11 protein-coding genes and 1 pseudogene are annotated in these 13403 nt (G+C 63.4%); 3 read left to right on the plus strand and 9 right to left on the minus strand.

Annotation, left to right across the window (positions count from 1 at the left end; translation table 11 throughout):
- Positions 1-7 precede the first annotated feature (7 nt).
- Positions 8-1647 (minus strand): annotated as a pseudogene (locus CUR85_RS01975) (BCCT family transporter).
- Between the two features lie 255 nt (positions 1648-1902).
- Complete coding sequence (gene rpmB, locus CUR85_RS01980; protein ID WP_067268014.1) at positions 1903-2202, minus strand: 50S ribosomal protein L28; 300 nt, start codon at positions 2200-2202, stop codon at positions 1903-1905.
- Positions 2203-2471: 269 nt separating this feature from the next.
- On the opposite strand from rpmB, the gene CUR85_RS01985 reads away from it, so the two are divergent.
- Positions 2472-3167 carry a CDP-alcohol phosphatidyltransferase family protein gene (locus CUR85_RS01985; RefSeq protein WP_067268016.1) on the plus strand — a complete coding sequence of 232 codons (696 nt, stop codon included), beginning with the start codon at positions 2472-2474 and terminating at the stop codon, positions 3165-3167.
- A 15-nt stretch (positions 3168-3182) separates the two neighbouring features.
- On the opposite strand, the gene CUR85_RS01990 is transcribed toward CUR85_RS01985, so the two are convergent.
- Entirely contained in the window at positions 3183-3638 is a 456-nt protein-coding gene (locus tag CUR85_RS01990) for a methylated-DNA--[protein]-cysteine S-methyltransferase (protein WP_067268018.1), read from the minus strand.
- A 258-nt stretch (positions 3639-3896) separates the two neighbouring features.
- On the minus strand, positions 3897-6866 hold the full coding sequence (gene ileS, locus CUR85_RS01995) for an isoleucine--tRNA ligase (RefSeq protein ID WP_067268020.1): 2970 nt from the start codon (positions 6864-6866) through the stop codon (positions 3897-3899).
- A 371-nt stretch (positions 6867-7237) separates the two neighbouring features.
- Between ileS and CUR85_RS02000 the strand changes: the two genes are divergently transcribed.
- Together CUR85_RS02000 and CUR85_RS02005 are read left to right on the plus strand one after the other, a co-directional pair.
- Positions 7238-7426, plus strand: coding sequence for a hypothetical protein (locus tag CUR85_RS02000; RefSeq protein ID WP_280321321.1), 189 nt, complete (start codon positions 7238-7240; stop codon positions 7424-7426).
- Positions 7408-7986, plus strand: a complete 579-nt coding sequence (locus tag CUR85_RS02005) for a Crp/Fnr family transcriptional regulator (protein ID WP_280321323.1) — start codon at positions 7408-7410, stop codon at positions 7984-7986. Before CUR85_RS02000 ends, CUR85_RS02005 begins: the two co-directional genes overlap by 19 nt.
- On the opposite strand, the gene CUR85_RS02010 is transcribed toward CUR85_RS02005, so the two are convergent.
- From CUR85_RS02010 to CUR85_RS02030, 5 genes are all read right to left on the minus strand, one after another.
- Positions 7983-9041, minus strand: a complete 1059-nt coding sequence (locus CUR85_RS02010; RefSeq protein WP_280321326.1) for a glycosyltransferase — start codon at positions 9039-9041, stop codon at positions 7983-7985. The two genes, CUR85_RS02005 and CUR85_RS02010, sit on opposite strands and share 4 nt — an antisense overlap.
- Positions 9042-9135: 94 nt before the next feature.
- Entirely contained in the window at positions 9136-10080 is a 945-nt protein-coding gene (locus CUR85_RS02015) for a glycosyltransferase family 2 protein (RefSeq protein ID WP_067268024.1), read from the minus strand.
- A complete protein-coding gene (locus tag CUR85_RS02020) occupies positions 10052-11209 on the minus strand; it encodes a glycosyltransferase (protein WP_067268026.1) in 1158 nt (385 codons plus the stop codon). The genes CUR85_RS02015 and CUR85_RS02020 overlap by 29 nt, the downstream gene beginning before the upstream one ends.
- On the minus strand, positions 11206-13107 hold the full coding sequence (locus tag CUR85_RS02025) for an HAD-IIB family hydrolase (protein WP_280321334.1): 1902 nt from the start codon (positions 13105-13107) through the stop codon (positions 11206-11208). The genes CUR85_RS02020 and CUR85_RS02025 overlap by 4 nt, the downstream gene beginning before the upstream one ends.
- Positions 13104-13256, minus strand: coding sequence for a hypothetical protein (locus tag CUR85_RS02030; RefSeq protein WP_280321336.1), 153 nt, complete (start codon positions 13254-13256; stop codon positions 13104-13106). Before CUR85_RS02030 ends, CUR85_RS02025 begins: the two co-directional genes overlap by 4 nt.
- Positions 13257-13403: the final 147 nt, after the last annotated feature.

The raw sequence follows: 13403 nt of genomic DNA on the forward strand, positions 1-13403 counted from the left end.
CAGGCCGTCAGCGCGGTTCGCTGCGCAGCCCTTTGTAGATCGTGTAACACATCACCAGCATCAGAATCGCGAAGGGCACCCCCGTCGCGGTGACCCCGGCCTGCAACGCCGACAGCCCGCCGCCGATCAGCAGCACGATGGCGATCAACCCTTCGACAATGCACCAGAAGATGCGCTGCGGCACCGGGGCGTCAATCTTGCCCCCCGCCGTGATCGTATCGACAACCAGCGACCCCGAATCCGATGAGGTGACGAAAAACACCAACGCCAGAAGGATCGCGATGGTCGACGCGATCTTGGTAAAGGGAAGCTCATTCAGCATCCCGAAGAGCGAGAGTTCCGGCGAATAGCTGTCGATCACATTGGCCTTGACCAGCGATGTCTCAGGGCTGGCAAGGATCTGATCGATCGCGATGCCGCCAAAGACGCCCATCCAGATGAAGATGATCAGCGACGGGATCAGCAACACGCAGATAAAGAACTCCCGCACCGTGCGCCCGCGCGAGACGCGCGCGATGAACATGCCCACGAAAGGCGCCCAAGAGACCCACCACGCCCAATAGAACGCGGTCCAGCCTTCGCGGTAGGAATCATCCTCCCGTCCGAAGGGATTGGAGAGCGGGATGATCTCTTGCGTATAGGCCAACAGACCGGTCCAAAACCCGTCGAGCCCCACCAGCGTCGGGCCGACGAAAAGCACGAAGAGGAAGAATAGGACCGCCACGATCATGTTCACCTCCGACAGGATCTTCACCCCGCCATCCAGCCCGCGCCAGACCGACACCAGCGCCACGGCGGTCACCAAGAGAATGATGATCACCTGCACATTGGTCGAAATCTCAAGCCCGAAAGCGAAGTTGAACCCTGCATTGGCCTGCTGCGCGCCAAGGCCAAGCGATGTGGCAAGACCAAAGAGCGTCGCGAAAACCGCCAGAATATCAATGATATGCCCCGGCCAGCCCCAGACCCGGTCACCCAGCAGGGGGTAGAAACAAGACCGGATCGAAAAGGGCAGCCCCTTGTTATAGGTGAAGAGCGCCAAGGCTAGCGCCATGATCGCATAGACCGCCCAACCGTGCAGCCCCCAGTGATAAAAGGTCGCCGCAAGACCCATGGCGCGGGCAGCCTCCACATTCTCGGGAATGATCGAGCCATCCTCGGCAATCGGTAGGGGCACCCCAACGGGCCGGAGACGTTCATATGATACACCGGTTCGAGCACCCCAAAGAACAACAGGCCAATCCCCATGCCCGCGGCAAAAAGCATAGCGAACCACGCCAGATAGGAATATTCCGGCACGGCCTCTTGCCCGCCGAGCCTGACCTTTGAAATCGGCATGAAAATCAGCGCAATGCAGAACAGAACGAAGATGTTCACGATGATCATGAACAGCCAATCCAGCTTGGTCGTGGCGAAATCGCGAACGGCGAGGAAGACCACCCCGGCCTGATCCGGGAAGAGCATGGTCAGCAGCACAAAGGCCACCGCCGTCAGGCCCGAGACCATGAAGACCGGGTTGTGAATATCAAAACCCAACGGGCCGAGGGATCCGTCGATATTGTCTTGGCCGACCTCGAAATCAGTCTCAATCTCATTCATATCGGGTGGCGTAGTGGAACTGGGCGTGCCGGGTGTGGGGTCGGTCATGGAGTCTCCGATCTTGATGCACTGTCTGAACCCCGCTCGGCAGGTAGCATGGCCAGAACAACAATTGTCGGAAGATCAATTAGCGCGCCTTTCCAAGGTTTCCCGAATAAAAACATGCCCCTGCGCAAGAAAATTACCCCGAGCCGCCACGGCCCTAGCCCCTGATAGGCCGGAAACCCTAACAAAACCCTAAACCCAAAACGAAAAAGGCCCCGATCCTTTCGGATCGAGGCCCCAATCTCTATGCGATAAGCCTTAGCTCAGCACATCGGCTGTCGCGCTGGATTTCGCGATGGCCTTTTTGATTTTCAACGCGTTGTCGGACAGTTCAACGTCTTTGGCTTTTGCCAGGAACTTGTCCAGACCACCACGGTGGTCAACGCTGCGCAGGGCTGCGGCAGAGATGCGCAGCTTGAACGCGCGGCCCAGTGCTTCGGACTGCAACGACACGTCGTTGAGGTTCGGCAGGAACCGACGGCGTGTACGGTTGTTGGCGTGGCTTACGTTGTTGCCCGTCATCGGGCCTTTTCCGGTCAATTCGCAACGGCGCGACATGGGTTCATCCTTTTGCTGTTGTGTCTTTCCAGCGATCCGGAAACACACATAACGTGGGGGCCGCGCAGAGCCGACCCTGAATTGGTTCGCTGGCTTTAAGGGGAATCGCGCTAGCCGTCAACCCGGTGCGCGGGACTTGGCCATATTTCCTGCGCCCGCCGCCGATCGCGTCAAGCATAGCTGCCCCGCCCTGCCCCGGCTACGCTGGTTTTTGCCATCGGGGCCAGAGTTTCCTTTGCATCCCCCCGGCGGATTTGCGATGCAGACGCATGACCATACAGATGCGCGCCCTCTTCGTTCACCTTTTCACTGCCACCGGAGCAGTGCTGGCCATGCTCGCCATGCTCGCCGCCGTGGAAGAGAAATGGGACCTCATGTTCCTATGGCTGGTGATCGCCTTTTTCGTCGATGGCATCGACGGGCCGCTGGCGCGCAAATATGATGTGAAGACCAACGCGCCTGAGTTCGATGGCGTCTTGATGGATCTGATCATCGATTATCTGACTTACGTCTTCATCCCGGCCTTCGCGCTCTTTACCTCGGGGCTGATGGATGGCTGGAGCGGTTGGGCGATGATCATCATCATCACCTTCGCCAGCGTCATGTATTTCTCTGACACGCGCATGAAAACAAAGGATAATTCCTTTAAGGGCTTCCCCGGCTGCTGGAACATGCTGGTGCTGGTGCTCTTTGCCTTGCAGCCCGAATGGTGGATCAGCCTGATCGTGGTCACGATCCTTGCCGCAGCGATGTTTCTGCCGATCAAATTCGTCCACCCCGTCCGGACCGAGCGGTGGCGCCCCGTGACGCTGCCCATGGCGCTGGCTTGGACCTTCTTTGCGGGCTGGTCCGCTTGGGTGAACTTCCACCCCGAAAGCTGGGCGCATTGGGGTCTGGTGATCACCTCGGTCTACCTGATCTGCGCCGGTGCCGCGCAGCAGTTGATCCCGTCGGGCGACGACTAAACCCGCCATTGCTCCTCAAATCAACAGCCCCGCCGCGCCTTCATGTCGCAGCAGGGCGACCTTGGTCTCCACCCCGCCCGCGCCGCTGAAACCGGTGAGCCCCTTGGCACCCATGACGCGGTGGCAGGGGATGAGGATCGGAATCGGATTGCCGCCACAGGCCCCGCCCACGGCCTGCGCTGGCACGCCGAGGTCACGGGCGATCTCGCCGTAGGTGCGGGTGTGGCCGAAGGGAATGGCCGCAATGGCGGCGCAAACCGCGCGCTGGAAATCGCTGCCGGTGACGCGCAGCGGCAGGTCAAATTGCTGGCGCTGGCCTGTGGCGTATTCGTTCAGTTGGCGCAGTGCGGTGTCAAGCAGCTCCGAGCGCTGCTGGCGTGCCGCCTGCCCCCAGCCGAGCGCCGTGATCGCGCCATCCTCTTCAGTGACGATCAGATCGCCGAAGGGCGTGGAGAGGGAAGCTTGTTTCATCACTCTACTCTGCGCCAGAATTCACGCCTGCGAAAGAGCGCTGAGGGCATCGCCCTCCCTGGGGGCGATACGCCCTATCTGGCGGGCAGATAGGTGCGTGACAAGCTGACCAAGCAATGCGCGCAAACGCTGCAAAATCGCCCCCCGGGGGAGGGAGGGCGATGCCCGTGGTTCCCACGGGCGGGGCATTGGCGACCTGACAAACGAAAACGGGCGCCGGTTTTCCCGACGCCCGTTTTATCAGTCTCTTAGAAAGCCTCAGGCTTCCGCCAACGCCTCACGCACTGCCTCATCACAGCGCCCGCAGACGCCGGGATATTCATGTGTGCCGACATCCGGCAGCACCTTCCAGCAGCGCTCGCATTTCGCGCCCTCGGCCTTTTCAAAAACCACGGCCACGCCGTCGGTCTCGGGCATGCGGAACGCCTCGGCAGGTGCCGGATCGCCGGTCACGGTGATGTCTGAGGTGATGCTGACATCCTCGAAGGACACGCTCTCCAGCGCCTCGCGCTGCGCCGCGTCCTCGACATGTACCACGGGGGCCGCCTCGAGCGACGCGCCGATCACCTTCTCGGTCCGCTGCACTTCGAGCGCTGCGGTCACCACCCGGCGCGCGGCGCGGACCTTGGCCCATTTCGCCGCCAGTTCCGGGTTCAACCATGCTTCGGGCGTCTCGGGCATGTCGACCAGATGCACCGAGGAGTCGTCGCCCGGGAAGCGTTCCAGCCAGACTTCTTCCATGGTGAAGACCAGCACCGGGGCCAGCCATGTGGTCAGACGGTGGAAGAGGATATCCAGCACCGTGCGCGCGGCACGGCGGCGCAGGGTGTCGCCATCGCAGTAAAGCGCGTCCTTGCGGATATCGAAGTAAAAGGCCGAGAGATCGACCGTGGCAAAGGTGAAGACCGCTTGGAACACGCCTTGGAAGTCGAAACGCGCGAAACCGTCGCGCACGACCTTGTCGAGTTCCGCCACCCGGTGCAGCACCCACTGCTCCAGTTCCGGCATCTCTGCCGGGTCCACGCGGTCCGCCTCGGAGAAGTCACTCAGCGCGCCCAGCATGTAGCGCATGGTGTTGCGCAAGCGGCGATAGCTGTCGGCCACGCCTTTGAGGATCTCATCCCCGATGCGCTGGTCGGCGGTGTAATCGGTCTGCGCCACCCAGAGCCGCAGGATATCCGCGCCATATTGCTGCACGATCTTCTCGGGCACGATGGTGTTTCCGATGGACTTGGACATCTTCATGCCCTTGGCATCCAGCGTGAAGCCATGGGTCACCACGTTGCGATAGGGCGCGCGGCCCGTGGTGCCGACGGATTGCAAGAGCGAGGAATGGAACCAGCCACGGTGCTGGTCGGTGCCTTCCATGTAGACATCGGCGATGCCGTCCTCGGTACCGTCCTCGCGGTCGCGCAGGGTGAAGGCATGGGTCGAACCGCTGTCGAACCAGACGTCGAGGATGTCGGTCACCTGATCGAATTCCGTCGGGTCGACGATGCCCGAAAGGAACCGCTCCTTGGCGCCATCGGCATACCAGGCGTCCGCGCCTTCGGCCTCGAAAGCCTCCACGATGCGCTGGTTCACTTCCTCGTTGCGCAGCAGGAAGTTCTCGTCCGTGGGCGCCACGCCCTTGCGCACGAAGCAGGTCAGCGGCACGCCCCAGGCGCGCTGGCGGCTCAGCACCCAGTCGGGCCGCGCCTCCATCATCGAATGCAGGCGGTTGCGCCCGGATTTCGGCACCCAGTTGACCTTGTCGATGCAAGTGAGCGCACGCTCGCGGATGGTTGTGCCGTTTTGATCCAGACCGTCGCCCACCTCCTTGTCGATGGCGGCGAACCACTGCGGCGTGTTGCGGTAGATCACCGGCGCCTTGGAGCGCCAGCTATGCGGATAGCTGTGCTTGATCTTACCGCGCGCCAGCAACCCGCCGACCTCCACGAGCTTGTCGATGATGGCGGCATTGGCGTTGCCCTCCTTGCCGTTGGGCTTAAGGATCGCCTTGCCGCCGAAGAACGGCAGATCGTCGCGGAAACGGCCGTCTTCCATGACGTTGTAGGTGATAACCTGCGGCAGCATGCCGAGATCGCGGTAGAGCTCGTATTCCTCCAGACCGTGGGACGGCGCGCAATGCACGAAGCCGGTGCCCTCGTCCGAGGTGACGAAATCGGCGGCACGGAAATCGCGCAGATCGTCCCATTCGCCGTTTGCGCCTTCGGCACCGGCCAGCGGGTGACGCAATTTCAGCCCTTTTAGCTGATCGGTCGGGACCTCCCGAAGACGAACCCAATGCTCGTCGCCAAGCCGCGCTTTGGAAAACACATCAGCCGCCAAATCATCAGCGAGAAGATACCGGTCGCCCACGTTTGCCCAGCATTCGTCCGGCGTACCGGTGACCTCGTAAAGACCATAAGAGATGCCCTCGCCGTAGACCACGGCCTTGTTGCTTGGCATTGTCCAAGGTGTCGTTGTCCAGATTACAACGTATGAGTTAAGCAGATCATCGGTATTCGACTGCTTTTCTGCAATGTTGTCTTTCGACGCATCGCTCAGCTCTTGGTTTGTCACCTCAAACTTCACCCAGACGGTATGGCTTTCCTTGTCGTGATACTCGACCTCGGCCTCGGCCAGCGCGGTCTTCTCGACAGGCGACCACATCACGGGCTTGGAGCCTTGGTAGAGCGTGCCGTTCATCAGGAACTTCATGAATTCCTCGGCGATCACCCGCTCGGCGTGGAAATCCATTGTGAGATAGGGATTTTCCCAGTTGCCGGTGATGCCAAGGCGCTTGAACTCCTCGCGCTGCACGTCGACCCATTTGGCGGCGAAGTCGCGGCATTCAGCGCGGAACTCGTTGACCGGGACCTGATCCTTGTCGCGGCCCTTCTTGCGGTACTGCTCTTCGATCTTCCACTCGATCGGCAGGCCGTGGCAATCCCAACCGGGGATGTAGCGCGCGTCATAGCCCATCATCTGGTGGGAGCGCACGATCATGTCCTTGATCGTCTTGTTCAGCGCATGGCCGATGTGCAGGTTGCCGTTGGCGTAAGGCGGGCCGTCATGCAGAGTGAAAGGCTCCCGCCCCTCCTTCTCGCGCAGGCGGTCATAGACGCCGATCTTCTCCCAGCGTTCCAGCCAGCCGGGTTCGCGCTTGGGCAGTCCGGCGCGCATGGGGAAATCGGTTTTGGGCAGGTTCAGCGTGGCTTTGTAGTCGGGGGTCTCGGCGCACATGGGGGGCGTCCTTTAGGCATTTGGGGGTTATTCAATCTCGGTCGGTGCGAATGGCTCAAGCACCTCGGCCCGGCGTCTCAATTGCTTAGAGCGCCGGGAATATAATTCGAATAATGATCGCGGTGAGGCGTGTCATGGGCCCGCTTATAAACAGCCCCCCTGCCCCGACAAGCCCCGGAAGACGCGCGACAATCGGGGCTGAAAACACTGCCACAGTCGCCGCCCGACGGACTTAACATTTTTTATGATCCCCGGCCTTCGCTTGAATTTTTCGGCGAAAACAGCATCATAAGGTATTCGACAAAGCTTTATTACCGCGGACTCCGTTTTGGGGAAACCGCGACAATTCTAATGGGCAGAAAGACCTGCGTGTGACCATCAAAGACACCTTTTATCACGATATGGCCGTAAAACCGTCGGGCATGGTCGACCACCTAAGCGGCGCGCAATGGGCCAAGCTTGCCCCGCTGATGACCCAACACGAGCGTTTCACGCCCGGAACCGTGATCAGTCGCAGGGGGATTTTCTGGATCACAGCCTGTTGCTGCTCGATGGGTTGATCGCCCGCAGCGTGCCGCGCGGACAGCGTGCCCGCAGCACCTTCGTCGCTCTCCAATTCCCCGGTGAGTTTGTCGATCTGCACGCCTTCCCGCTGAAACAACTCGACCATGATGTGATCTCGCTGACCGATACCCATGTCGCCATCATCTCGCATGAGCCGCTGCGCGAGTTGCTCAATGGCGATGTCGAGATGGCCCGGAAACTCTGGCTGATGACCTTGGTCGATGCCTCCATCCACCGCCATTGGGTGATGCGCAACAGCGCCATGCGCGCGCTGGCGCGGGTGGCGAATTTCCTGAGCGAATTCGATGCCCGCATGACCGCCGCCTATGGGATGGAGCGTCAGAGCCTGCCCTTCAGCCTGCGCCAGACCGATATCGCCGATGCCACCGGCCTCACCTCCGTCCATGTCAGCCGCACCCTGCGTGAGCTGCGCGAGCATGGCTGCTGCGCCGTGACGGGCGGCAAACTGCTGATCCACGACCGCGCGGGGCTGCATAAAGTGGGCCAGTTCGAGCCTGCCTACCTCTATATGCCCCGAGCCGAAGCGGCGCTTTAGCCCGCCTCTGCCAGAGGCTGCGGCGCACCTTCCACCTGCAAAGCAACCGCCGGATAGGTTTTACGCGGCAGCGCGACATCCCTCTGCGCCCGGGCCGCGTGATAGAGCCGTTCGAACTTCGTCACCATCGCCTGCGCATCAAAGAGCCGTGCCACACGGGCGCGGGGCACTTCGGCGGGAATATCGCGCGCCTGTAGCAAGGCCTGCGCCAAGGCAGCCGCGCCATCCCCCGCCGCGATGACACCCGCCTCGCCAAGCACCTCCTCAACCGCGCCATGCGGGGTCGCGGCAACAGGCAGGCCCGTCGCCATCGCCTCCACCGCGGCAAGGCCAAAGGGTTCCTCCCACTGCGGGGTGAAGAGCGCCACCGAGGCCCGCCCATAGGCCGCCCCAAGCGCCGCCGTTTCCAGGTGCCCGACATAGGCCACATCGCCATAAAGATGCGGTCTTACCATATCGTTAAAGTAATCCTGATGCTCGACCACCCCGTAGATGCGCAGGGGCACCCCTGCGATCTGCGCCGCCTCTGCCGCCAGATGGGTGCCCTTGGTCGGGGTGATCCGCCCCGCCCAAACGGCGCTGCCATCCCCCGGCCCGCCTTGGGGCCATTCGTCAAGGTCGATCCCGTTGTGCACCACATGCGACGTGTCGGGCGCGCCCTCGGGCCACCAGATGCCGCGTTGCCGGGCCGAGACGACAGAGGACAGATGCCATGGCGCCGCCCCATCCATCAGCGCAGCGCGCAGCACTTTGAAGGGCGGAATATGCAGCGAGGTCACCATCGGCAGCCGCTCCGCCCGCGACAGGCGCGGCAGGAAGCGGTGCAGCGCGTTGTTGTGCACCACGTCAAAGCCACCCTCCAGCAAGAGCCGCGCAGCGCGGGCATAGCAGGCGTCGAGGTGGTCGTTCAGCGCGTCGGTGCCGTGAAAGTCATGCCATGGAAAACGCGCGTCGTAATGCGCGTCACAGATCGGCAGCAGCTTCACCCCCGGCGGCAGGCTCGCCGCGCTGTCCTCGCTGGCCAATAGGGTCACCTCATGCCCGCGTTCGGCCAAGATTCGGGCAAGACCGTGGGTAAACGCCTCCATCCCGCCCTTGAAGGGGCGGCGATGGGATGGCGAATATGGCCGACGATGGCGATGCGCCGGGTCATTCCGCCGCGATCCGCTCTTCGCCGCGCAGATAGCGCAGCACCCGCGCGGTATTGGCGTAAGGCTGATCCGACTGCTGCTCGCAAAGCGCGAAGTCATCCGCATCCGGCTCGCGCAGCTGCACCAGCGCGTCACCGTCGCTCCCCACCAGCCCCATCAGGCGAAAGGCGGTGAGCCAGTGGTTCATGGTGCGGTGACCCCATTTGTCGGCGAAAATCTCGGTATTGCGCAGGATCGACGGGATGTGATGGATCGGCGGCATGCAATGCGGGTGATGCTGGTGAAACACCTTCGCCCCCTTCGCCCAGTGGATCGGCACGCCGCGTTCGTCCAACTCTCGGCCAAAGTCGGTATCCTCACCTCCGTAGCCGGTGAAACGCTCGTCAAACCCGCCGGAGCGGTCCCAATCTTCGCGGTGGATGGCAAAGTTGAGCGACCAGAAACAACGGTAGTCGTTGCAGCGTTTCAGCCCCTCGGCGGGCGGCCCCTGACGGTCGGAATGGCGCACGGCGACGGCTTCCAGTTTGGGATAGCTCCAACCTTCGGTGGCCGTGCCTGCAGGCAGGTAGTTGACCTCGCCCATGATCAACCCGTTGCCCGGCACCGCATAGCCCATATAGTCGGCGATCAGCTCCGGCGCCGGGATGCAATCCACGTCGAGAAAGACCAGACAGTCGCCCGTGGCCTCTGCCGCGACGGTATTGCGCGCGCGTGAGAGGGGCAATTCGCTGCCCGTCACCTGAACCTGCCGGATCGGGAAATCGGTCTGCGGCAGGTCGTCGTAAAGCCTATCCTGCATGACCCCGATCACCAGTTCATCCGGCTGCCGGGTCTGACGGGTCAGGCCAAGGATCACATTGCGCAGATGCGCCGCCCGCCCCCGCGCGAGCGTCAGCGCGCTAACTGTGGTATTCTCAGGCACGGATGGGGTGAACGACGTCATGTAAGTCTCCGGTATCTTTGGGTGTTTCTAATAGCAGCTGGTCGGTCAGGCCGATCAGCCAATTGGCCGTCTCTACGGCGGCATCCTCATTGACCAAGGCCCGTTGCAGGGCCGGGTCATGGGCATCGAAGGTGTCTTGAATCGCGCAGCGCCATGCCGCGGCGGAAGACGGAAAATGCGGCAGGTGATGCGCCGCCCCCGCCCGCGCCAGCGCCTCGGCCTTTTCGACCTGTTCGTCGAAATAGCGCCACTCCGGCACGGCGAGCCACGGGGTCTCTGCCGCGAGGATCTGGTGGCAGGTGGTGTTCCCGGTCGAGGCCACGACCATATCCGCCGCCGCCAGATAATCCGCCGCGTTATCGACCCAGCCGTGATGGCGCAGGTTGGCGGGTTCGGTCGCATGCCAATCACGCGCCATGCGCCCGATGGTGATGAAAGCCGTCTCGGGCATCGCCCGCGCCGCGATGCCGAAGGGGGCGGAGGCGAACCCCGTGCCGCCCCCGCCCGACATGACCAGCACCATGCGCTGCTCTGGCCCGACGCCAAGCCTCTCGCGCAACCTGTCCCGCCGCGCGGGATCGGGGCGTTTCACATCGACGCCCAAGCCCCCGGCGAAATGCGTCTTGGCCATATGCCGCGCGGGCCAGTCCGGCTGCGCCAGCGCCTTGGCGGCGGGACAAAGCAACCCGACCGCCCCGTCATAGGCCGCCCGATGCCCCGGATCGCCGCGCTGACCGTGTTGCAGCACCTTCACATGCGGCACCGAACAGATCCGCGCAAGCTGCGCCACCTCAGCCGAGACATCGCTGATCATCAGCACCGGATTGGCGCTGGCGAACCAAGCGGCCAGTTGTGCCATGGCCTGCCGGATGCCGGGCCAGCCAAGCGGCGCGCAATGCACCATATCCGGCGCGCTGGTGGTGTCGTTGATGTCCTCGGCCCCGGTCGCCTCGAAAAGTGATGGCAGGGTGATGACCTCCACCGCCCGGGTGAAGGTGGGGAAAATGTCCGGTTTCGCGCAGAAGACGGTCACCGGCTGGCTCTCGGGCAGCGCGTTGACGACCGCCGCGCAGCGCTCCGCATGGCCGCGGCCCTGATGGTGGACGAAGTAACCGATGGGCCGCGTCATTGCGCCACCATCTTCACCGGCGGTTCCATCGCGTTGAGGGCGAAGCCGAAGGTTTCCAACCCCTCTAAGACCCCAGCCGCATGGGCCGCGCGGGCGTGGTAGAGCCGTTTGCCGCTTAGGCGTTCGCGCAGCCCGTCCATCGCATTGCCGACCAAGATGCCCCGACCCGGGCCATCCTCCACCGCCTGCAACATGTCGAAATCATTGCCACTGTCCCCGGCCACCACAACCCGGTCCATCGGCATGCCCAACCGCCGCGCGGCGGCACAGACGGCAGGCCCCTTGCCCGCCGCCAAGGGCAGAACATCGATCAGCCGCCCATGCGAAGCCACGATCTGCGCCGCAGCACCGCGCCGCGCCAGATGCCGCTCCAACCGGCGCGCCGTGCGCATGTCGCCGAAACCGCTGAGCTTCCACCGCCGCTGCTCGACCGGCGCTTGCCAGTTAAAGCCGAAGTCCTTCAGCGCCCGCTCCACCCCGGCCCGGTCCCATCCGGCGTCAAGCTTTTGGGCAAAACGCTCATCCAGACACAGCCGCCCCTCGGCATCGGGCAGGTAGACCTCGGTGCCGACAGAGGTGATAAAGACGCGCGGGCTGGGTAGGTTCCAATCGCGCAGGATGCGGCGGGCTTCCGGCAGGCTGCGGCCCGTGGCGACGGCAAAAAGCGGGCGGTCGCGGGCGATCCATGCGTTGAAGAGGGCTGCGGAAGGTGCACAGCCCGTCAGCGTGTTGTCGATATCGCTGGCAAGCAAGACCGGCGCAGGCGTCGTCACTGGCGCGGCGTGGCGGATATCTTCGCAGATGTGCTGCACGTCCTCGGCCCATTTCGACCAGTCGTAGCGCCCGACATGGGCGCGCCCGGCCTCAGATGCCTCGGCCCAGAATGCGCGATCGTCCAACAGCTTCAACAGCGCCGCTTCAATCGCATCCATGTCACGCGGCGGCACACACAGACCATGGCCAAGGTCCGCCACGATATCGGCAGGCCCGCCTTCGCGCGTGGCCACCACCGGCAGGCCATGCGATGCCGCCTCCAACATGGTCAGGCCAAAGGGCTCATGCAGTGCGAGGTTAACAAAAACCCCACCGGTCTGCGCCGCGCGGTCATAGAGGGCCGCCACATCGCCCTGCGTATGGCTCGGCGGCAGCGCCACTTTGCCGCGCAGTTCCGGCACCTCCAACGTCTGGCGCAGGCGGATCAGCTCCGCGCGGGCCTCTGCATTCGCCTGAAGCGCATCGCCATGCTGGCCGGCAAGGATCACAAGGTTCGCCCGCGCCTGCAAAGCGGGGCTTTGCGCATAGACCCGCGCCAGGGTCGCAAGGTTCTTGCGGGCCACGGGGCGCGCCACGGCAAGCAGCGTCGGGCGGTCGGGGTCGCTTAACTGATCGGCCAAAAGCGCACGGCCCGCCCCCGCCTCAGCCGGGCGGCGCAGCGACACGCCCGGAGAGACGCGGTGCACCCGCGCCTGCGCATCCGCCCCATAGGCCGCGACCTGCACCTCGGCCTCATCGCGCGAAGAGAGCACCACCGCATCGGCCTCCAACAGCGCGCGGCGCTCCGCCGCCACGCGCGGGGCATCCACCTTAGCCCCTGACTTGCTCAAAGCCAGCGAATGGGGGGTATAGATCACCGGAATGCCGAACCGCGACCGCGCCGCCAGCGCCAATTGCGCCGCATCGGCGAAATGCGCGTGGATCACATCCGGCAGCCGTTTGGCCTGCGCCAAGTCCTCAAGAAACGCCTCAACCAGCGCGGGGATTTCCGCGGCGAGGTTTTCCTTGCTCAGATACCCCCGCTCCGCCGTCCAAAGCCGCCGGATCGACAGGCTGCGGCTGACCTGCTGCTCGGTCTGGGCATGCACGGCCCCAAGGCTCGGTTCATCGAAAGCACGGGTCACGATCTGCACCGCATCCACATCGCCCCGCGCCGCCTGCGCGCGGGCCGCCCCAAGATATAGGCGATGTGACCGCCGGTATCTTCGGTCACGCCATAGTTGACAGACGGCGCCGTGAGGCAGCCCCCGAGGGCAATGTGACAAATGAACATGAATGGGTCTCCTTATGGAGGGGTGACCCCCCTCACGGGCCATCCGTTCCGATAACAAATGTTAATGCATACATCGCTGGACAGCGCGGTTGGACGTCCTAGCTGCCTGCCATTGAACCCCGCCTCTCTCCCCCCAATCAGAGCCGT

The sequence above is a fragment of the Sulfitobacter faviae genome (genome assembly GCF_029870955.1).
GTDB lineage: Bacteria > Pseudomonadota > Alphaproteobacteria > Rhodobacterales > Rhodobacteraceae > Sulfitobacter > Sulfitobacter faviae.